Below are 18,920 nucleotides of genomic sequence, written 5' to 3' on the forward strand. Positions count from 1 at the left end.
AAGGCCCGCACGGCCTGCGCCCCACCGGACCCCTCACCCCTCACCCCTTCCCCCGCACCCCCATTGACCAGGACGCGGAGCCGGACGGCCGGCGCTGCGCCCCGCAGAACCACAACCTTGCTCAAGGAAAACGGAGAACCCCCATGTCCAGAACTCGCTGGCAGCGTCCGCTCGTCCTGGCGGTGGCCTCGGTGGCCCTCGCCACCGGCACCGCGTGCGCAGCCCAGGCGGCGCCGGGCGTCACCACAGGCATCAGCCAGATGGTCCCGGCCGACCCGTCCCACTGCGGCCATGGCGGGGAAGGCGGCAAGGGCGGGGAAGGCGGCAAGGGTGGTGAGCCCGGTCGGCCGGGGGAGCCCGGCGAGCCCGGCCGGCTCGGCTGCTTCAAGTTCGACGACCTGCCCGACAAGCCCAAGTCGGAGCTCACGGGCGTGGACAAGATACGGATCGTGCTGACCGTGGAGTCCGGGCAGGCGAAGAAGGCCGACGTCGCCAAGAAGTACAAGATCTCCGAGAAGGAGTTCGACACCTGGGACAAGCAGTTCCGCGACGGGGACTGGGCCGCGCTGATGGGTTTGAATTCCCTCTTCGGCTCCTGAGGGACTTCCTCCGACGCCCCGGCCCGGTGCGGGCCGGGGCGTTCCTGTCAAGCCCCGAATTCACGGGCCGTGACGGCGAGGTCCTTGGCCGGGTTTATTCGATACAGCGGAAACCGCGGTACGGAAAATAATTCTTTGGGAAGAGGAATGCCATGCGTATGCGTTCTTGGAAGGTCCGTCTCGGTCTCACGGTCTCGACCGCTCTGACCGCCGGTGTGGCGGCCGGCGCGCTGGCGCCGGCCGCGATGGCCGCGCCGGTGCCGCAGGGCCATACGGCCGTGGTGGCCGCCGCCCGGCAGCTCCCCGCCGACGGCGCCCAGCCGGGCGGCGGCAGCTGGCCGGGCGGCGGCCAGTTCGCCAGCGGTCAGTTCGTGAACGGCCAGTTCGGCAGTGGCCAGTTCGGCACCGTCAAGGTGGGCGACGGCAGCGTGCGGATCGGCGACCGGGTGTGTGCGGGCAACTGCAACGGGACCGTCAACGGGAGCAACGGCGGCCAGGGCGGGATCTGCGCCGGGCTGTGCAACGGCAGCGCCAACGGCGGCACCGGCACGACCGGCGCGCCGGGCCGCGAGGGCGGTATCGGTGGCCAGGGCGGGATCTGCGCCGGGATCTGCGGCGGCAGCGCCAACGGCGGCACCGGCGGCACGGGCGGAGCCGCGGTGGGCACCGGCGACGGCGGCCGCGGTGGCAAGGGCGGCACCGGCGGGATCTGCCTCGGGCTCGGCTGTGAGAGCGGCGGCATGGGCGGCCGCGGCGGCACCGGCGGCGCCGGCTGACGTCCGCCCGCCCCCGGGGGGCCCGGCCCGCGGTGCGGCGGGAGTGGTTGCGCCCGCGGGGTCAGGGCGCGGACAGGCCGAGCAGGTTCGCCGCGTTGGTGTCGAGGATCATCGTGGCTTCCTCCGGGGTGAGCCCCGAGTCGGCGATGTGGTCCACGGCCGCGCGAAACGACGGTCCAGATCGGCCGCGTCGCGTCGGCACCGGTCCCGCGCGGGGTACCCGTATCGAGCCCTGCGGTCCACAGGCGGGCGTGCACGTCGATACGCAAAGGAGCCGCCCTTCGATGGAACGCCCCGCCCAGCGGCGCGGTCCAGCCGGCGGCGGACTCGGGCCGGGGTTCCCGCAGCGCGGACGGCCCCGTGTCGTGGTCGAGTGGGTTCGTGGGCGGGGTGAGGACCGTGGCGTCGGGGCGGTAGGGAGCGAGTGCGGTGAGGGAGCGGATCGACTACCGGGCGCTGTTCGCCGCCACCCCCAGCCCGTACCTGGTGCTGGGCCGCGACCTGGTGATCGTGGACGTCAACCAGGCCTACCTCCTGGCGACCGCCCGCACCCGGACGGAACTGGTCGGGCGGTACCTGTTCGACGCCTTCCCCGACAATCCCGCGGACCCGGGCGCCGACGGGGTGCGGAATCTGAGCGCCTCCCTGCACTGGGTGCTGCGTTCGAAGGAACCGGACACCATGGCGGTGCAGAAGTACGACATCCCCGTCACCGGCCGTCCGGGCGAGTTCGAGGAGCGCTGGTGGTCGCCGGTCAACACCCCGGTGCTCGGGCCGGACGGACAGGTGGAGTGGATCATCCACCGGGTGGAGGACGTGACCGAGTTCGTCCTGTCCCGCCCCCGGCTCGCGCAGAGAATCAGCGTGCTGGGCGAGCGGGAGGCGATGGAGGCCGAGCTGTATGCGCGGGCGCGCGCACTGCAGCAGCTGAACGACGAACTGCGCAAGGCACACGCCCGGGAACGCCAGGTCGCCGTCACCCTGCAGGAGGCCATGCTGCACTCGCCCGACCTGGCGGGCCACCAGGACATCGCGGTGCGCTACATGCCCGCCGCCGGGTCCCTGAACGTGTGCGGCGACTGGTACGACGTGGTCGATCTGCCCGGCGGCTTCGCCGTGGCCGTCGGCGACGTCGTCGGGCACGGCCTGGAGGCCGCCGCGACGATGGGCATGCTCCGCAGCGCCCTGTCCGCGGCGGTCCGCGCCCTGCACGAGCCGGCCAGAGCGCTGGAGGTGCTGGGCCTGTATGCCCGCTCGGTGGAAGGGGCGCTGGCCACCACCGCGGCCGAGGCCGTCATCGACAACCGGGTCCACCGCATCCGCTACAGCAGCGCGGGCCATCTCCCGCCCGTCCTGGTGCATCCCGACGGCTCCTTCGGCCTGCTCGACCAGGCCACCGACCCCCCGCTGGGCGCCCGCCCCCGCCACGTGCCCCGCCCCCAGGCCGAGCTGCCCTACACCCCGGGAGACACCCTCGTGCTCTACACCGACGGGCTCATCGAACGCCGGGGAGAGGACATCGACGTCGGCCTGCGCCGGCTCACCGACACTCTCACCCGCCACACCCGTCTTGCTCCCGAACGCCTGGCCGACACGCTGCTTGCCCGCCTCGGTGTCAGCAGCGGCGGACGCGACGACGTCGCCCTGGTCGTCGTGCGCCTCTAGGCCCTGTCGTCACGTTCCCACAGGACCTGGCGGCCGCGGCCCCGTGCGGGCGGCGGTCAGCCGGGGGAGAGGGACTGCTCGGCCCAGACGGTCTTGCCGGTGAGGGCGTGCCGGGTGCCCCAGCGCCGGGCGAGCTGGCCGACCAGCAGCAGGCCCCGCCCGCCCTCGTCGAAGGTCCGGGCGCGCCGCATGTGCGGGGCGGTGCTGCTGGAGTCGAAGACCTCGCAGGTCAGCGTGGAGTCCTCGTGGATCAGCCGCAGCTGGATGGGCGGCCGGCCGTAGCGGATGGCGTTGGTGACCAGTTCACTGACCGTCAGTTCGGTGATGAAGGCGGCGTCGTCCAGCCCCCAGGCGGTCAGCTGCTCGGTGGCGTGCTTGCGGGCCCGGGCGACGACGGCCGGGTCGGAGGGCAGGTCCCAGGCGGCGACCCGGTCGGCGTGCAGGGCCCGGGTGCGGGCGACGAGCAGGGCGATGTCGTCGTCGGGACGGTGGGTCAGCATGGCGGTGAGGACTCTGTCGCAGACCGTGTCGAGGGTCTTCGCGGGGCGGGCGAGGGCGGCGAACATCTTGTCCAGCGCCTCGTCGATGTCGTGGTCGCGGGCGGCGAGCAGACCGTCGGTGTAGAGGGCCAGGAGGCTGCCCTCGGGCAGTTCGGTCTCGAAGGTCTCGAACGGCAGGCCGCCCAGGCCCAGCGGCGGGCCGGCCGGGACGTCGAGGAAGCGGACGGCGCCGTCCGGGGTGACCGCGGCGGGCGGCGGGTGGCCGGCCCGGGCGAGGGCGCAGCGGCGCGAGACCGGGTCGTAGACCGCGTACAGACAGGTGGTGCCGATGCCCCCGGCACTCTCTTCGGCGCCGTCCGTGCCGCCCTCGTCGGCGGACAGGTGCAGGACGAGGTCGTCGAGGTGGGTGAGCAGTTCGTCGGGCGGCAGGTCGACATCCGCCAGGGTGCGCACCGCGGTGCGCAGCCGGCCCATGGTGGCGGAGGCGCGGATGCCGTGGCCGACCACGTCGCCCACGACGAGCGCCACCCGCGCACCGGACAGCGGGATGACGTCGAACCAGTCGCCGCCCACGCCGGCCCGGGTGCCGGCGGGCAGATAGCGGGTGGCGATGTCCAGGGCTCCCTGGTCGGGCAGCGTCTGCGGGAGCAGGCTGCGCTGCAGGGTCATGGTGCTGGTGTGCTCGCGGCTGTCGCGGCGGGTGGTGTGGATACTGACGGCCGCCTTGGCGGTGAGTTCCTCGGCCAGCCACAGGTCGTCCGCCTCGAAGGGCTCCGCGCGCCGGTGCCGGCCGAAGAGGGCCACGCCGAGCGTGGCGCCGTGGGCCCGCATTGGCACCACCATCACCGAGTGCGTTCCGCTGCCCAGGAGCCGGGCGGCCCCCGGGTCCTGCCGCGCCCACCGCAGGAGGTCGGGGTCGGCCGCGTCGTACAGGGCGCCGTGGCCCTGGGCCAGGCACCGGGCCACCGGTGACAGGGCCGGGTAGAGGGTCTTTGTGCCCGCCGCGGAGGCGGCGGGCACGTCGTCGAGGACCGAGCGCACCGCGGTACGGGTCGTGGCGAGGGCCCTGGCCGGGGCGGCGGGGGAGGGCTCGCCGCCGTGCCGGGGGGCGTCCAGCAGATCGACGGCGGCGAAGTCCGCGAGCCGCGGGACGGCGATGTCGGCCAGTTCCTGCGCGGTGCGCCCGCTGTCTGCGGTGGTGCCGATGCGGGCCGAGGCCTCGCTCAGCAGGAGCATCCGCTGCCGGGCGAGATGCTCCTGGAGCCGCTGGTGCGCCGCCAGGCACACCGCGCGCACGCGCCCGGCGGGGTCCTTCAGCGGGACGAGGGAGGTCGACCAGCCGTCGTCCGCCCCGGTGCCCGCGGGGCCGGTGCCCGCCCGCAGATGCTGCGGGCCGCCGCCCTCCAGCACCCGGCGCATCTTCGCCTCGGTCTCGTCGCTCACCGGATGCGGCACGATCTCCGGCAGACGCCGCCCGCGCATCTGGTCCTCGGTGAGGGACAGCACCTGCTCCATACCGGCGTTGGCCCGCACCAGCCGCAGGTCCGCGTCGAAGACGGCCAGGACGCAGGGCGACTGGCGAAACGCCCATTCCCCCAGCCGACCGCTCCCGGCCGCCTCGCTCCCGTACGTCCCGCTCCCGGCTGCTTCTCCTTCGGGCGGGCCGGGGGGCGCTTGTCCCTCGGGTGTGCCGGTGACGGCGGACACCACGAGCCACTCGGTGACGGGGCCGTCCGCCGTACGGCGGTGCGCCAGCAGTTCCCGCCGCAGCCGGCGGCCGTCGCGGTGCCGCAGTGCCACGGTGCCGCTCCACCGCTCCCGTCCGGCCGCGTCCCGCAGCGCCGCCGCGTCGGCCGTGCCGGCGTCGTCGGCGAGCAGACGGGCGGCGGGCTGTCCCACGACCTCCGAGGGCAGGTAGCCGAGCAACTGCCGGGCCCCTTCGCTCCACTCCGTCACGATGCCCCGCGCGTCGACGGCGGCGGTGGCCGTGGGAGGGGGAGTGGGAGGGACCGTGCGGGCCGGACCGGGGGAGGCGTCCGACTCGTGTGGCCGCTCACCAGGATGGGTGGGAAGTCGCTCCATCGCCGCTCATCTCGCCCTTCGGGAACCTGCACGGCCGGGGGCTCTCCTGACAAGCATGATCCCGGGGGGCACGGAGCACCAACCCGGCGCCGTCACCGGGGGCGCGGCCCGCCGCCTCGTCCATGACCGCGCCGCTGCAAACCCGCGGGGATTGCCTGTGACAGGCCTGTGACAGCCGGCGGACACCGTCATGAAGTCCCCCGGCCACTCTTTATGTAAAGCGGACAAAAAGCCTTATTCGGTCATATGTCCCCTGCTTTCAAGGGTGTGAGCAGCGACGACCGAGCCGACACGTCGGAGGAAATCCCATGAGCCTCACACTCGCCACGCCGCACGCCGAAGCCCCCGTCCCCGCGCTGGCCCCCCGCGAGCAGGAGACGCTGCGACATATCGCCGCAGGGCGCACCTACCTGCAGACGGCCCGCCACATGGGGCTCTCCAAGCACACCGTCGACGCCTACCTCCGCCGTATCCGGGCCAAGCTCAACATCAACAGCACCGCCGAACTCACCCGGCTGGCCATCTCCCTGGGCCTGTGACCACCACGCTCCCGCGGCCGCGATGTGACCGCCGCGCCGCACCGCCGCTGCTCACCGGCCCGTGCCGAACTCCCCTCGGCCCGGCCCCGTCAGCAGCGGCACGCCGGCGCCGTTCCGGCACCGCCCCGGTGGCAGAAGGCCGTGCCCGGCCCGTCTCACATGCTTGGCCTGGCCCGGCCCGCTCGTGCGGCCTGGGACAGGGCGACCCCCGTAAACGCCACGAAGGCGACGCCGCACCCGAGCAGGCCGGTCCGCTCGGGTGCGAGGAGGTCGGCCTCGCTGTCGGAGTAGGTGCAGGTGAGGGAGGGCGGAAAGACCGTTCTTTCGATGTCCCGTACGTCGATCCGGATCAGCTTGGTGTCCGGGGGGATTGTCTTCGCGTGCAGGCACTCGTCGTAGAGCTCCGTCTGTGAGAGTTCCATCGAGGGGCCAATACCGGTCACCCAGATCATGACGGCCACCAACGGCGACCAGATCGCACCGGCCCGCACCCAGCGCGAGGCCCGCGACCTCCGCCCGATCAGGATGACGGAGAGGGCCACGACCAGAACCCCCGTGCCCGCCCACATGATCCACGTGCCCAGGACCGTGGGGTGCGACGGCCCATAAGCCCCCGAGTCGCTCCAGTAGCACGCGACGTCGGGCGGGAAGGCGTCCACGCGCACGCGCACCAGCGGGAAGTCGTTGTCGAGGGTCTTCTCGCCGCACACCTGCACGGGGTCGGTGAAGGCCAGCCCGTACACCACGGCACCCGCGTATCCGAGCACCGCCACACCCGCGCCGATGACGGCCCAGCGGACCTGCCGGGACGGACGGCGCAGGGCCGCCCACAGAAGGTACGCAACCGATCCGGCCGCGCACAGGAAGAGACTGATCAGCGGCACGGCGTAGAACAGCAGCATGCTCACGGCCTCCGCGCGCGCTCGTCCGCGGACCGGGCGGAGACGGACCGGGCGGACACGGCCAGGGCCACTGCGCTGACCGTGAGGCCGGCCAGCGCCGGGTTCACGTATCCGGGGACCTCCCGGTCGTAGGTGGTCCCGTCGCTTCGATGGCACACGAACCGGACCGGTACCCACCAGACGTGGTAGTCGTCGATCCAGTAGTCGCGTTCCTGCACGCCCGTGCGGCACGGCCGGATGGGCGAGGAATCCGCCCCGCCGTCGTCCGCCTCCAGCGCCGCGCCCGCGACGTACAGCATTCCCCAGGCGTACATCACGGCCGCGCCCGCCGCGACGACATACGCGAGACCGCGCAGCGAGCGCGCGAGCCCGCCTCTCCAGACGCGGGCCAGTCCCCGGCCCAGGAACACCACGCCGGAGACGACCGCGACCAGGACGACCAGCAGACAGAGCAGGAAACTCACGTCATCTCCCCCCGGCCCTCGTCCTCAAGACGTATGTGATCCCGCACCACACGATCCCCTCCCGTCACGGTTCCCCGGGGGCGGGGACGATCAAGGGAGGGCGGGCGGTTGCACGGGCCCGATCCGGTGGCCGGCAAGCGGCACCGTCCCGCACGCCGCGGGAGACCGCGGTCCCGTCCCGCCCGTTTTTCGTCCGACGCCGGGCCGGCGGCCGCGGCACACGGCCCGCCATGGCTGACGGCCCCTCACAAAGCCGTGCCCGCAGGCCGGTTGCCCGCACGCGCACGGTGGCCACCGGCGTCCTGCCCGACGGCACCACCCTGATCAGCCCGGCCACACAGAAACAGCGGCTGACCACGCCTCCCACCACGATTCCGGGCACCGGGTACGGCCTGGGCATCTTCGACGTCCAGGGCTGGATCGGGCACCACGGCTCCCTGCCCGGCTACGAATCCCTGACCGTCTACCTCCCCGCGGCGCAGGCGACCCTCGTCGTCCTGTTGAACATCGACATCGACCACAACGGCGCGGAGCCCAGCACCCTCTTCGGGGAGGCGATCACGAAGATCGTCTCCCCGGGCCACGTCTTCAACCTGCCCGCCCAGCCCGCGGCCCGCTGACCACCCCCGCGAGGCGGCACCGGCGCGCGGGGGAGAGGAACGCGTACCGCCGCAGCCCCCGCTCCGCAGGCCCACGGGCGCGACAACTCGCTAGGGCCTGTCCGGCGGATCATGCCGGAGACGCGGGGTCTGGCACGCCCTCCCCCAAGCTCTTCGAGCAGGGGGTACCCCCAGCGGCGTTGTCGTCGGTCGCCGACTCCCCCGAGCTCTCGGCTTCGCTCGAGCAGGGGGACCCCCATCGCGTCGACGCCCTTCCCTGCCTTGCAGCTGCACGCACCAGACCCCGCTCACCTGCACTTATGAGGCGCCGTTACTTTCCTCCGACCTGATCCGCCGGACAGGCCCTAGCCTGGACACCAGGGGGCGGCTCGGGCGAAGCCCAAGGAGGCTGACGTGGCTGAAGCGACTCCTGAGGCCGGAGCGAAGGACAGTGACCGGATATCCGCCGGCCCCCGCGGCACCGGCACCCCCGGCTACCTGCCCATCGCCGAGCACGGCCTGATCGGCGACCTGCGCAGCGCCGCCCTCGTCGGCACGAACGGCACCATCGACTGGTACTGCTGCCCCCGCTTCGACGCACCCAGCGTCTTCGCCTCGATCCTCGACGCCGAACGGGGCGGATCCTTCGAACTCGCCCCCGACGTCCCCACCCGCACCAAACAGTTCTACTTCCCCGACACCAACGTCCTGATCACCCGCTTCTTCGCGGACGACGGAGTCGGCGAGATCCAGGACTTCATGCCCGTCGTCGACGACTCACGCGAGGCCGACCGCCACCGCCTCATCCGCCGCGTGGTGTGCGTCCGCGGAGCACTCCCCTTCCGCGCCCGCGTCGCCCCCCGCTTCGAGTACGGCACCGCACCCCACACCGTGCACGCCGAGGCCGGCCAGGCGGTCTTCGCCTCCGCCTCGCTGCGCCTCGCCCTGACCTCCACCGTGCCCATCGAGGTCGACGGCCCGGACGTCTGGGCCCTGTTCAAACTGCACGAGGGCGAGGCGGCCGTCTTCACCATCGACAAGATCGGCGGCGACGTGGCACCCCGCTTCTGCGCCGTCGCCGAGGCGGAAAGAGAATTCAACGCGACCGTGTGCTACTGGCGCCGCTGGCTGTCCCAGTCCCGCTACCGCGGCCGCTGGCGGGAAATGGTCCACCGCTCCGCCCTCACCCTCAAACTCCTCACCTACGCCCCCACCGGCGCCATCGTCGCCGCGCCGACCACCAGCCTGCCCGAACAGATCGGCGGCGAACGCAACTGGGACTACCGCTACGTGTGGATCCGCGACGCCGCGTTCTGCGTGTACGCGATGCTCAGACTCGGCTTCACCGCCGAGGCCGAAGCCTTCATGGGCTTCGTCACCGAGCATGTCCAGCGCGCCCCCGACGGCCCGTGCGGACCCACCGGCCCCCTGCAGATCATGTACGGCATCGACGGATGCCGTGACCTGCCCGAACGCGAACTGCCCCACCTCGAGGGCTACCGCGGCTCAGCCCCCGTACGCGTCGGCAACGCCGCCGTCGACCAGCTCCAGCTCGACATCTACGGGGCACTCGTCGACTCCCTCTACCTCTACGACAAGTGGGGCAAGCCCATCTCCAGCGCCCACTGGGACAGCATCAGCGAGCTCGTCGACTGGGTGTGCGACCACTGGGACCAGCCCGACGAGGGAGTCTGGGAGACCCGCGGCGGCCGCAAGACGTTCCTCTACTCCCGCCTCATGTGCTGGGTGGCGATCGAACGCGCCATGCGGCTGGCCCGGCACCGCGGCCTGCCCGCCGACATGGTCCGCTGGGGCGCCGTCCGCGACACGATCTACCGGCGGATCATGAGCCACGGCTGGTCCGCCGAACGCCACGCCTTCACCCAGTACGAGGACAGCGACATCCTCGACGCCTCCCTGCTGATGATGCCGCTGGCGAAGTTCATCGCCCCGACCGACCCCAAATGGCTCGCCACCCTCGACGCCCTCGGCGAGGACCTGGTGTCCGACTCCCTGGTCTACCGCTACGACCCCCAGGCCAGCCCCGACGGCCTCCAGGGCGAGGAAGGCACCTTCTCGATCTGCTCCTTCTGGTACGTCGAGGCACTCACCCGCGCCGGCCGCCTGGACGAGGCCCGCCTCGCCTTCGAGAAGATGCTCACCTACGCCAACCACCTCGGCCTCTACGCGGAGGAGATCGGCCACACCGGCGAACAGCGCGGAAACTTCCCCCAGGCCTTCACCCACCTCGCCCTGATCAGCGCCGCCTTCAACCTCGACCGCATGCTCGGCTAGACGAATGAGTCCGATGCCGATGCCGGGGCCGGTGCGCGAGCGTAAGAGAGGACGCTCAAGACCATGTTGTGACGCAACCCGTCTGCCTTGCCCTGGCGCAAGCCCTGCCCCGCAGGCACAGGTCCGGGCACGCCGCTCGCGCAGCGCGACGGCGAGGTCTTCCAGGTACGTGCCCACGCCGTCCCGCCCGCCGGACTGCTCGGCATCGCCACGGCGGCCACCTGCTTCGGGGTTCTGCCCGGCAGGTTCAGGAGTAGAGGCCGGCCCGGAAGACGAACGAGACGAGTTGCGCTCGATCACGTGCGCCGACCTTCGTCATGGCCCGCACCGCATGCGTCTTCACGGTGAACGGCGACACGGACATCTGGGCCGCGATCTCGTCGTTGCCGAGACCGCTCGCGACGAGAACGACCACGTCCCGCTCCTTGGGTGTCAGAGCGTCGAAGCGTCGCAGCAGTTCCTGGTCGATCACCGGGGGCAGACTGCCGGTCATGTGACCGATGAGCGCGGCCGTCGCGGCGGCCGACAGCGCACCGCCACCGCCAACGACCTCGGTGATTCCGGCGACGAGTTCAGCGGGGCTCACGGTCTTGCTCAGGAAGCCGTTGGCGCCCGCGCGAAGGGCGGCGAGAACGATGTCGTCCTGGTCAAAGGTGGTCAGCACGATCACCCGCATCTTTTCGGGCGGGTGCTCTTTGCGGATCCGGCGGGTGGCTTCGACACCGTCGATGCCGGGCATCCGGATGTCCATCAGGACCAGGTCGACGGGGTGGTCCCGGAGGAAGGGGACGACCTGGAGCCCATCGGAGAGATCACCCGCAACAACGAGACTTGGGTCGAGCCGGAGCATCGCTTTGATGCCGGCCCTTATCTCGTCCTGGTCGTCGACGATCAGAATCCGCGTCATCGGACGACGGCTCCCAGGGGGCTGAACTCCGCATGGACCCGGAATCGCCCGTCGTCACTGTCGATCGTCAGCCGCCCGCTGGAGGACTCGACGCGTTCGCGCATCCCCACGAGCCCGAGTCCGCTGCCCGAGCCGGAGCCGCGCAGTGAGTGACCGACGCGGTTCTCCACGGTGACGCAGATCCTGCCGTCGCGCTGGCCCACATCCACCGTTGCCGCCCCCTCTCCATGCCGGTAAGCATTCGTGAGCGCTTCCTGAACGACCCGGTAGACCGTCACGCCGACGCTGGGCTCCACGAAACCGGCGGGGATGTCGATGGAGGGATGGACGTCGAGGCCGATGCTCTCGAAAGAGGCGACAAGGCCTTCCAGGCCGCTGAGCGCCGGGGTCGGCCGGAGCGCCTCGTCCTCGGAGATGTCGTCTGCGAGGCGGAGGAGCGCGAGAATCCGTTGCGTTTCGACGACGACGGCGCGGGCGCTGGACCTGGCTGAGACCAGGGCCTGCCGGGAGGACTCGGCGTCTGCAGGCAGCCCGATCTCCGCGGCACCGAGATGCAGGCTCAGCATCGCGACCTGGTGGCCGATGACGTCGTGGAGGTCCCGGGCGATGCGGAGCCGTTCCTCGGTCACCCGTCGGGTGGCTTCGATCTCGCGGGTGGCGATGGCGCTTTCGGCCCGTTCCTCCAGGGTGCGCCAGTGCTCTCGATGGATGCGCAGCGCGGCCCCTGTCGCACCTCCAGCTATGGCCGAGAAGAGTGCGGCGGCTCCCACGATCGCGCCGCCGCGGAATCCTCCCAGCGTCATGAACGCCCCCAGGAAGAACGCCGCCACGATGCCGGTTCCGGCCAGCGGCTGCTTTCCCCTGAGGGTGACCGAGAACAGCACGAGCACTGCCATCATCCACACCGACAGGGGGTCGTGGCCCACCGCTGTGACGGCGAAGGACGCCGCGCTCGTCACGACCAGTCCTGCCCACGGCCTCCACCACGAGAGGGCGACACCGCCACCGGCGAGGAGCACGGAGAGGGCCGTCGGCCAATCCGACCCTCGCAGGATCACTGCCGCGATCTGGCCGGTGAACACCAGCGCGGCCACCGAATAGGCGATGAGGTGCAGCGACTTGGGGCGGCGAACCCACAGGGGTGCCACGGGCCCGTCCTGATTGCTCTGCGCCTCGACCATGGTCCGATTCTCGTCCACGTGCGCTGCGGCCGTGTACTTCGAATGAAGTAGACGGCGAGCCCGGTCCGGGCGATGGGGACGGCAGAACTCATTCGATTCGAAGTGGATGGCAGAACTACTTCGTTCGAAGTACACGGCTCCTCCCGAGGCCGCTGAGACTCCTCACCGAGGCGACCGTCTCACACCATCACGATCACAAAACGGGACACCCGATGACTCAGACCACCATGACTTCGAGCACGCACACGACCACGACGACGTCCTCCGGGCTCCGATCGCTCTATCTGATCCGAGTCGCCTTCTCCCTGATCTGGGTGGCACTCGTCGCCGCGACCTCCACCTCGCTCGTGCCGGCGGACAAACCCACCGTGATCGCGGCCGTGCTGCTCGTCACCTACCCCCTGTGGGACGTCATCGCCACACTCCTCGAGCGCCGCATGGCTGGCACCGGCTCCACGGACCGCCTCGGTACCACCAACATGGCTCTCGGCCTCGCCACCACCGCCGGGATGACCGTTGCCGTCTTCTCCACCATCGGGACGGCCCTGCTCGTGTTCGGCATCTGGGCCCTCCTTTCCGGAGCGATCCAGCTCGTCGTGGCGATCCGGCGCCGACGCACCGTCGGCGCCCAGTGGCCCATGGTCATCAGCGGCGGACTGTCCGTCCTCGCCGGTGCCTCCTTCGCTGCCATGTCCGCCTCGGCGACGAGCAGCCTCTCCTCCGTCGCCGGATACTCAGCCTTCGGTGCCTTGTGGTTCCTTGTCTCCGTCATCGCCCTGAGCATCCGCAGCCGACGCGAAAAGCGTTGACCACCGCGGTCGGAGCCACCGCCTCTCCCGGGGCGCGGCGTCTTCCGGGGCGCGGCGTCTTCCGCAAACTCGGCGTCGAGCAGATCGACCTGCTGATCCTGCGGCCCGCGCCGGACCGCTTCGAGAAGACCATCGCCGCGTACAAGGCTCTCGAGGCGCTGCTTGCCATGGTGATCACTGGTCGTAGGCGATCAGGGATCGGTGACGCGCGTCTCCCTGCCGCAGCCCCCGCCCGCGCCGCCCCACCGCCCCGGCTGTGACGCAGCTCCTGTCGCCCCCGCGGGAGGCCGCCGTACCGTTGTCCGCCCCGCACCTCTCCGCCCGGGCGCGCCGTGCCCGCGACCGGATCACCCACACCGGAACACCCAGGACAGGCGGGCACACGCACAGGACGGTCCACCATGCTCACCGCTCTCTCGCCCGTCATCGCCGCCTCCGCACGCTGGCTGCTGGCGGCCTTCCCCCCGGCCACCGGCCCGCTGAACCAGGCCCTGGCCGAGGCCCAGGCAGGCCATGCGGCCACCATCGCCGCCGCCCTGCGCTACCCCACCGCGCTGGACGCCGAACTGCTGGACCTGCTCGGCCCCGGCGGCTCCGGCCGGCTGGACTTCGTCACCGGCGCCGACGCACCCCCGCTGACGGACGCCACCCACGCCTGGCGCACCCAGGTCGACGAGACCGTCGTCAGCTGGGCGGCCTGCCTGCTGGCCGACGCCGACCTCGCCGCCCTGGCCGCCGCCTGCCTGGCCGCCACCCACCACGGCCCCGACAGCGTGGGCGACGCGCGCCGGCTGACCATCCCCAGCCCGCGCGACCACCGCGCGGCCCCCCTGCTGCGCCACCCGGACTTCCTCGGCCCGATCGCGGACCTCCACCGCGAGACCCTCCTCAGCCTCCTCGGCGCCGCCCCGGCCGTCACCGCCCCCGAACCCAGGTGACCACCGAGCCCGTACGACCACAGGCAGCCGGCCACCGTCCGGCCGCCGCGGCCCGTCGCGCTCAGGGCGCCTTGAACAGAGCCGGGAAACGCGGAGCGAGCCAGGGCTTGCGCCCCCCGACCAGGATGCGGCCCTGAGCGAGGGGACCCCACTGGCCTTGGCGCCCGAGCGCCATCAGGAGAAACGTGACCGGCTCGATGAGGATGGTGCAGTCCGTACGCCCCGGCAGCCGCTCACCGACCGACACCGCACCGCCGGCCACCCGCACACCGAACCGGCCGCCACCCCACAGGCGGATCGCATAGCAGGCGCTCAGCCCGGCCGTGCGGGCCGTGTCGGTCACCCGTGGCATCACCGTCATCAAGAACGGCAGCGTCAGCCGTACCCGCTCCCGGTCGATCATGTGCGCACGCCCCAGCGCACGGGCGAGATCGTAACCGTGTCCCAGCATGTGCGTGAGCAGATACGACCCCAGCACATCCGGTCCCATCGGGCCCAGCGGAGTGACCACCGTCCCCTCCGCGCTCCGCTCCTCCAGCGCCTTCAGACACGCACCGGCCTGCTCCACGATCATCCCGGCCAGCGGCTCGGCCCCGCGCTCACCGAACGCGGCGAGCGCCTGCTCGTTGGCCGCGGCGAGACTCTGCGCCGTGCCGTCCCCGTAGCTGCGCGCACGGCCCGCCGCGATGTCCGCCATCAGCTCGTTGGCCAGTGCCAGATGCGCGGCCGCCTCCCCGACGCTCCACTGCGACTGCGGCACCCGGCGTTCCATGCCGGCGCCCGCCCGCAGCAGTGCGGCGATCTCCTCGGCCGTATCCCGTATCGCCGCACCGAGCCCCTCGGGCACCGCACCCCGTACGTCCGGTCCCGCCACTGGTTCCACGCCGCCTCATCCCCACTTTTCGTTCCCGTCCCGGTGCCCGGTGCCCGGTGCCCGGTGCCCGGTTCCGCCTGCAGCCGGCGGGCGAACACGCGTCACGGATCACCCGGCGTACAGAAGACCAGGTGACAGGGGCAGCGACAAGCCCCTGAACCACGCGGCCGGGACCAGACCCCGCCCGCTCCTGTCCAGCGCCTTTGCCCCCGCCAGGCCCGTCCGCCGGGCCCGTTTGCCAAGCAGGTTCGCCAAGTCCATGCGCCCCGGGCCGTGTTGAGGGGACGCCGGAGGCCGATGGCATAGTGCCCCGCATGCCGATACGGACCGCGCGCCCACAAAAGGGCAGGTGGCGGGGAGCCCTCGTCGCACTCCTCGCCGCACTTCTCCTCACGGCCGCCACACCCGCCGGGTTCGCCGTCGCCGCCGGGTCCGGTGAGACCGGGCTGCGGTTCGAGGCCCCCGGGACGTTCGTCATGTACAACGCCGACGAGGGCGCGAAGGCCGAGAACGGCGCCTTCGTCCTGCCGGTCGCCGTCGTGCCCGGGAACACCGGACCGCCCGCAACATCAAGGTCGTGTTGACATCCTCCCCCTCTTATTATTAAAAGAGGGGGATTCCAACCCGGGTGGGTTGAGGTTCACGGATGCTCGAACGGCTGGTGGCCGTTGTCATCCCTCCGGCACCGGCTGATCGCCGGGGGCGGGGAATCCCGCCCTGTCCTGCCGCGACGTTGGTTGCTGCGTTGGTATCTGCGTTGCAGGTGAAGCCGCAGAAGGAGCAGACGAACTCGGCTTGGCTCTTGCGCGAGTTCTTGTCGATCCATCCGCAGGCGGAGCAACGCAGGGAGGTGTAGGGGGCGGGGACGTCTTCGACCCGGCCGGGGGGCCTTGTGTTCGGTGCGCTGCCGCAGCAGGCCCCAGCCCTGCGCGAGGATCGCCCGGTTCAGTCCGGCTTTCTGCTTGACCTGCCTGCCGGGCTGCCCGGCGGTTCCCCTGGCCGAGCGGGTCATGTTCTTGATGTTCAGCTTCTCGAACCGCACCAGGCCGTAGGTGCGGGCCAGCATCGTGCTGGTCTTCTCGCACCAGTCCTTGCGCCGGCCGGCTTCACGGGCTTTGAGCCTGGCCACCTTGGCGTACTCGGCGGTCTTCTGCTCGCTTCCCTTCGGGGCGCGTGCGGCACGTCGCGGGTGTTTGCGGACCTGAGCGCGCTCCTTCACGGTGAGCTGCGGGCAGTTCAGCTTCCGCCCGTCCGAAAGGGCGGCCGTGATCTTCACGCCCCGGTCGATACCGATGACCTCGTCCGTACCGGGTGCCTCGGCCGGTGCGGGGATGACCGCGAACGCCACGTGCCACTGGCCGTTGCGCAAGGTGACACGGAAAGTCTTCGCCGCGGGCAGTTCGGACCGGGTGAGCCGGAAGCGGACCCAGCCGCAGCCGGGCACCTTGACCTGAGCCCACCGGCGGTTGAGCTTGTGCACCACCACGGACCGGCCCATGACCTGCCTGCCGGTCTTCGCGCTCAGCTTCGGGCCACCGTCAGTGGCGAACTCCGGGACCCGGTCGGTGCCGATGACGCGGAATCCCTCGTGCCGGTACTTCTTACGCCAGGTCGGCTCACCGAACCCGGAGGTGAACCTGGCGTTCTTGGCCTGGGCGAAGTCTTTCAGCGCTTGCTGCTGAACGTCCGCGTTCCCGCTGCCGAGCCACTCGTTGTCGCGCCGGGCTTCGGTGAGTTGCCTGCACTGCCCGGCGAAGCCCGGCGCGGCCTTGCGGCCCCGGTACCAGTGCGAGTGCTGTTCGACGGCGAGGTTCCACACGTACCGGGCATGCGCGCAGTGCAGGAGCATCTGCTGCTCCTGCTGCGGCGTCGGGTACATACGGAAACGTGACATGGGACCATTTTAGCTCAATAATGGTCCCATGAAGCATGTGAACCTGAGACTCCCTGACGATCTGCACGAGCAGGCCAAGGCCGCCGCCGACGCTGACGACCGCTCCCTGAACTCATGGCTTGTATCGCTCGTACGCCGCGCTGTCGCGGATGATGAACGCCCCTCCGCCCAGGGGGCGTAGCGACTGCCTCTGCCCCGATACGCGGGAGCGGGCATTCACCCCGGCCCTGAAAGACCGGGCGCCCCCACCCGGAACCCCTGCGGATGGCGAGCGTTCCGGCGGTTGACGGGCGGCCGGCGGAGAGGAGACGCGGGTCACATCGCGCCGCGTCACAGGAGGCCGGGCTACCTCGTCTCAGGGGATGTAGCCACGGACGGCCCCAGAGGAGCACAGCATGGACGCGCGACTGAACTACTTCGCCGACCCGACCGCCGGAAAGGCCCTCAAATACTTCATGTCGGCAGGCAAGGCGCTCAAGGACTCGCCGCTGCCGGCCGCGACGCAGGAGCTGGTGGCACTGCGCGTGAGCCAGATCAACGGATGCGCCGCCTGCATCGACATGCACACCAAGGAGGCCGCCGCTGCCGGCGAGACCTCGGTGCGCCTCAACCTGGTCGCGGTGTGGCGTGAGGCCACGGTCTTCACCGAGGCCGAGCGTGCCGCGCTGGAGCTGGCGGAGGAGGGGACCCGCATCGCGGACGCGGCCCGTGGGGTCGGCGACGAGGTGTGGGCGCATGCTGCCAAGCACTATGACGAGGACCAGCTCACCGCCCTGGTGGTCCTGGTCTCCTTCATGAACGCGGTGAACCGGCTGAACATCATCACCCGGCAGCCGGCCGGCAACTACGAGGCGGGGCAGTTCCATTGAGAGGTGGAGGGGAGATGTCGGGGGCGGGCGTTCGAGGGAAGGGGGCTCGGCGTGAGCAAGGTCGAGGAGTTCGAGGAGCTGCGGCCGCTGCTGTTTTCGATCGCCTACCGGATTCTGGGCAGCGTGGGCGAGGCCGAGGACGCGGTGCAGGAGACATGGCTGCGTTTTGACGGCTCGTCGACCCGGCCCACGTCGACCAAGGCTTTCCTGTCGGCCGCGGTGACACGGATCTCCATCGATGTGCTGCGTTCCGCACGGGTGCGGCGGGAGGAGTACGTGGGCCCGTGGTTTCCCGAGCCGCTGCTGAGCGATCCGTACCAGGATCCGGCACGGGCGGTGGAGCTGGCCGACTCGGTGTCGATGGCGGCGCTGTTGCTGCTGGAGCGGCTCAGCCCGCTGGAGCGGGCGGTGTTCGTGCTGCGGGAGGTCTTCGCCTTCGAGTTCGACGAGGTCGCCGCGGCGGTGGGGCGTTCGGCGGTGGCGTGCCGGCAGCTGCTGGTGCGGGCGCGGCGACACATGGAGGCCGGGCGGCCGCGGTTCGAAGCGGACCGGCAGGAGCGGCACGAGCTGGCGACGCGGTTCTTCGACGCGCTGAAGAGCGGCGATGTGGACGGGCTGCGGGATCTGCTGGCCGCCGACGTACAACTGGTCGGGGACGGTGGCGGCAAGGCCCCGCAGCTGGCCAAGGCCGTCATGGGCGCGCAGAACGTGGCCCGGGTGCTGGGCACGGTCTTCCCCTTGATGAGCCGGATCGACGTGACGTTCGAGCCGCACGAGGTCAACGGCCAGCCCGGCGCGATCTTCCGGGACCGGGACGGCAAGGTGCTCCACACCCTGGCCCTCGACGTGCTCGACGGGCAGATCCAGACCATCCGCACGGTGATCAATCCCGACAAGCTCGGCCACCTCGGGCCGGTCGCCGACGCCTGGGCCGTCGACCGCGAGGTGAAGCAGGCCCGCCGACAGATGAACTGACCCCGGTGCGTGGCGCGGACCGGCTCGTCCGCCGGCAGCTCATGTCAGCGGC

At 71.4% G+C, this 18,920-nt stretch carries 19 protein-coding genes and 2 pseudogenes; 13 read left to right on the forward strand and 8 right to left on the reverse strand.

The window, feature by feature from the left end:
• The first annotated feature begins 143 nt into the window (after window positions 1-143).
• From OG798_RS53560 to OG798_RS53570, 3 genes are all read left to right on the forward strand, one after another.
• Window positions 144-599, forward strand: a complete 456-nt coding sequence (locus OG798_RS53560; protein ID WP_328755919.1) for a DUF1153 domain-containing protein — start codon at window positions 144-146, stop codon at window positions 597-599.
• Window positions 600-751: 152 nt separating this feature from the next.
• On the forward strand, window positions 752-1,375 hold the full coding sequence (locus tag OG798_RS53565) for a hypothetical protein (RefSeq protein WP_328755918.1): 624 nt from the start codon (window positions 752-754) through the stop codon (window positions 1,373-1,375).
• A 429-nt stretch (window positions 1,376-1,804) separates the two neighbouring features.
• The gene (locus OG798_RS53570; RefSeq protein WP_121413223.1) at window positions 1,805-3,040 is read left to right on the forward strand and encodes a PP2C family protein-serine/threonine phosphatase; all 1,236 of its coding nucleotides are present in this window, start codon (window positions 1,805-1,807) and stop codon (window positions 3,038-3,040) included.
• 56 nt (window positions 3,041-3,096) lie between these two features.
• On the opposite strand, the gene OG798_RS53575 is transcribed toward OG798_RS53570, so the two are convergent.
• On the reverse strand, window positions 3,097-5,622 hold the full coding sequence (locus tag OG798_RS53575) for a SpoIIE family protein phosphatase (RefSeq protein ID WP_328755917.1): 2,526 nt from the start codon (window positions 5,620-5,622) through the stop codon (window positions 3,097-3,099).
• 308 nt (window positions 5,623-5,930) lie between these two features.
• Here OG798_RS53575 and OG798_RS53580 point away from each other — a divergent pair, with 308 nt between their 5' ends.
• Entirely contained in the window at window positions 5,931-6,161 is a 231-nt protein-coding gene (locus OG798_RS53580) for a response regulator transcription factor (protein WP_060900198.1), read from the forward strand.
• A 155-nt stretch (window positions 6,162-6,316) separates the two neighbouring features.
• On the opposite strand, the gene OG798_RS53585 is transcribed toward OG798_RS53580, so the two are convergent.
• Both OG798_RS53585 and OG798_RS53590 read right to left on the reverse strand, forming a co-directional pair.
• Window positions 6,317-7,063, reverse strand: coding sequence for a hypothetical protein (locus OG798_RS53585; RefSeq protein ID WP_328759964.1), 747 nt, complete (start codon window positions 7,061-7,063; stop codon window positions 6,317-6,319).
• A 2-nt stretch (window positions 7,064-7,065) separates the two neighbouring features.
• Window positions 7,066-7,527 (reverse strand): hypothetical protein, encoded by a 462-nt coding sequence (locus tag OG798_RS53590; protein WP_328755914.1) that lies wholly within the window; start codon window positions 7,525-7,527, stop codon window positions 7,066-7,068.
• 281 nt (window positions 7,528-7,808) lie between these two features.
• On the opposite strand from OG798_RS53590, the pseudogene OG798_RS53595 reads away from it, so the two are divergent.
• Window positions 7,809-8,147, forward strand: a pseudogene (locus OG798_RS53595) (serine hydrolase); the annotation flags it as partial.
• A gap of 438 nt (window positions 8,148-8,585) precedes the next feature.
• Window positions 8,586-10,421 carry a glycoside hydrolase family 15 protein gene (locus tag OG798_RS53600; RefSeq protein WP_328759963.1) on the forward strand — a complete coding sequence of 612 codons (1,836 nt, stop codon included), beginning with the start codon at window positions 8,586-8,588 and terminating at the stop codon, window positions 10,419-10,421.
• Between the two features lie 247 nt (window positions 10,422-10,668).
• Here the strand turns inward: OG798_RS53600 and OG798_RS53605 are convergent, their stop codons facing one another.
• Window positions 10,669-11,328, reverse strand: coding sequence for a response regulator transcription factor (locus OG798_RS53605; RefSeq protein ID WP_328755912.1), 660 nt, complete (start codon window positions 11,326-11,328; stop codon window positions 10,669-10,671).
• Window positions 11,325-12,509, reverse strand: coding sequence for a sensor histidine kinase (locus OG798_RS53610; RefSeq protein WP_328755910.1), 1,185 nt, complete (start codon window positions 12,507-12,509; stop codon window positions 11,325-11,327). The genes OG798_RS53605 and OG798_RS53610 overlap by 4 nt, the downstream gene beginning before the upstream one ends.
• 212 nt (window positions 12,510-12,721) lie before the next feature.
• Between OG798_RS53610 and OG798_RS53615 the strand changes: the two genes are divergently transcribed.
• From OG798_RS53615 to OG798_RS53625, 3 genes are all read left to right on the forward strand, one after another.
• Complete coding sequence (locus OG798_RS53615; protein WP_328755909.1) at window positions 12,722-13,318, forward strand: DUF308 domain-containing protein; 597 nt, start codon at window positions 12,722-12,724, stop codon at window positions 13,316-13,318.
• Window positions 13,315-13,578 (forward strand): hypothetical protein, encoded by a 264-nt coding sequence (locus OG798_RS53620; RefSeq protein ID WP_328755908.1) that lies wholly within the window; start codon window positions 13,315-13,317, stop codon window positions 13,576-13,578. Before OG798_RS53615 ends, OG798_RS53620 begins: the two co-directional genes overlap by 4 nt.
• A gap of 141 nt (window positions 13,579-13,719) precedes the next feature.
• Window positions 13,720-14,256 (forward strand): hypothetical protein, encoded by a 537-nt coding sequence (locus OG798_RS53625; RefSeq protein ID WP_121413810.1) that lies wholly within the window; start codon window positions 13,720-13,722, stop codon window positions 14,254-14,256.
• 61 nt (window positions 14,257-14,317) lie between these two features.
• Here the strand turns inward: OG798_RS53625 and OG798_RS53630 are convergent, their stop codons facing one another.
• On the reverse strand, window positions 14,318-15,139 hold the full coding sequence (locus tag OG798_RS53630) for a maleylpyruvate isomerase family mycothiol-dependent enzyme (protein ID WP_443053687.1): 822 nt from the start codon (window positions 15,137-15,139) through the stop codon (window positions 14,318-14,320).
• A gap of 305 nt (window positions 15,140-15,444) precedes the next feature.
• Between OG798_RS53630 and OG798_RS53635 the strand changes: the two genes are divergently transcribed.
• A complete protein-coding gene (locus OG798_RS53635) occupies window positions 15,445-15,714 on the forward strand; it encodes a hypothetical protein (protein ID WP_328755906.1) in 270 nt (89 codons plus the stop codon).
• Window positions 15,715-15,733: 19 nt separating this feature from the next.
• Here OG798_RS53635 and OG798_RS53640 read toward each other — a convergent pair whose 3' ends face one another.
• Together OG798_RS53640 and OG798_RS53645 are read right to left on the reverse strand one after the other, a co-directional pair.
• Complete coding sequence (locus tag OG798_RS53640; protein ID WP_328760218.1) at window positions 15,734-15,976, reverse strand: zinc ribbon domain-containing protein; 243 nt, start codon at window positions 15,974-15,976, stop codon at window positions 15,734-15,736.
• A gap of 88 nt (window positions 15,977-16,064) precedes the next feature.
• A pseudogene (locus tag OG798_RS53645) lies at window positions 16,065-17,024 on the reverse strand (RNA-guided endonuclease InsQ/TnpB family protein); the annotation flags it as partial.
• A 28-nt stretch (window positions 17,025-17,052) separates the two neighbouring features.
• On the opposite strand from OG798_RS53645, the gene OG798_RS53650 reads away from it, so the two are divergent.
• The 3 genes from OG798_RS53650 (at window position 17,053) to OG798_RS53660 (ending at window position 18,868) form a co-directional block, all read left to right on the forward strand.
• Window positions 17,053-17,205 carry a YlcI/YnfO family protein gene (locus OG798_RS53650; RefSeq protein WP_121413806.1) on the forward strand — a complete coding sequence of 51 codons (153 nt, stop codon included), beginning with the start codon at window positions 17,053-17,055 and terminating at the stop codon, window positions 17,203-17,205.
• Window positions 17,206-17,419: 214 nt separating this feature from the next.
• Window positions 17,420-17,893: a carboxymuconolactone decarboxylase family protein gene (locus tag OG798_RS53655; protein ID WP_121413805.1), complete on the forward strand. Its 474-nt coding sequence runs from the start codon at window positions 17,420-17,422 to the stop codon at window positions 17,891-17,893.
• 51 nt (window positions 17,894-17,944) lie between these two features.
• The gene (locus OG798_RS53660; RefSeq protein ID WP_121413804.1) at window positions 17,945-18,868 is read left to right on the forward strand and encodes an RNA polymerase sigma-70 factor; all 924 of its coding nucleotides are present in this window, start codon (window positions 17,945-17,947) and stop codon (window positions 18,866-18,868) included.
• Window positions 18,869-18,920: the final 52 nt, after the last annotated feature.

It is taken from the genome of Streptomyces sp. NBC_00271 (genome assembly GCF_036178845.1).
GTDB lineage: Bacteria > Actinomycetota > Actinomycetes > Streptomycetales > Streptomycetaceae > Streptomyces.

Coding starts and splice junctions, on each gene's coding strand:
- OG798_RS53560 (WP_328755919.1), top strand. CDS start 144: ATGTCCAGAACTCGCTGGCAGCGTCCGCTCGTCCTGGCGGTGGCCTCG.
- OG798_RS53565 (WP_328755918.1), top strand. CDS start 752: ATGCGTATGCGTTCTTGGAAGGTCCGTCTCGGTCTCACGGTCTCGACC.
- OG798_RS53575 (WP_328755917.1), bottom strand. CDS start 5,622: ATGGAGCGACTTCCCACCCATCCTGGTGAGCGGCCACACGAGTCGGAC.
- OG798_RS53580 (WP_060900198.1), top strand. CDS start 5,931: ATGAGCCTCACACTCGCCACGCCGCACGCCGAAGCCCCCGTCCCCGCG.
- OG798_RS53585 (WP_328759964.1), bottom strand. CDS start 7,063: ATGCTGCTGTTCTACGCCGTGCCGCTGATCAGTCTCTTCCTGTGCGCG.
- OG798_RS53605 (WP_328755912.1), bottom strand. CDS start 11,328: ATGACGCGGATTCTGATCGTCGACGACCAGGACGAGATAAGGGCCGGC.
- OG798_RS53610 (WP_328755910.1), bottom strand. CDS start 12,509: ATGGTCGAGGCGCAGAGCAATCAGGACGGGCCCGTGGCACCCCTGTGG.
- OG798_RS53615 (WP_328755909.1), top strand. CDS start 12,722: ATGACTCAGACCACCATGACTTCGAGCACGCACACGACCACGACGACG.
- OG798_RS53625 (WP_121413810.1), top strand. CDS start 13,720: ATGCTCACCGCTCTCTCGCCCGTCATCGCCGCCTCCGCACGCTGGCTG.
- OG798_RS53635 (WP_328755906.1), top strand. CDS start 15,445: ATGCCGATACGGACCGCGCGCCCACAAAAGGGCAGGTGGCGGGGAGCC.
- OG798_RS53650 (WP_121413806.1), top strand. CDS start 17,053: ATGAAGCATGTGAACCTGAGACTCCCTGACGATCTGCACGAGCAGGCC.
- OG798_RS53655 (WP_121413805.1), top strand. CDS start 17,420: ATGGACGCGCGACTGAACTACTTCGCCGACCCGACCGCCGGAAAGGCC.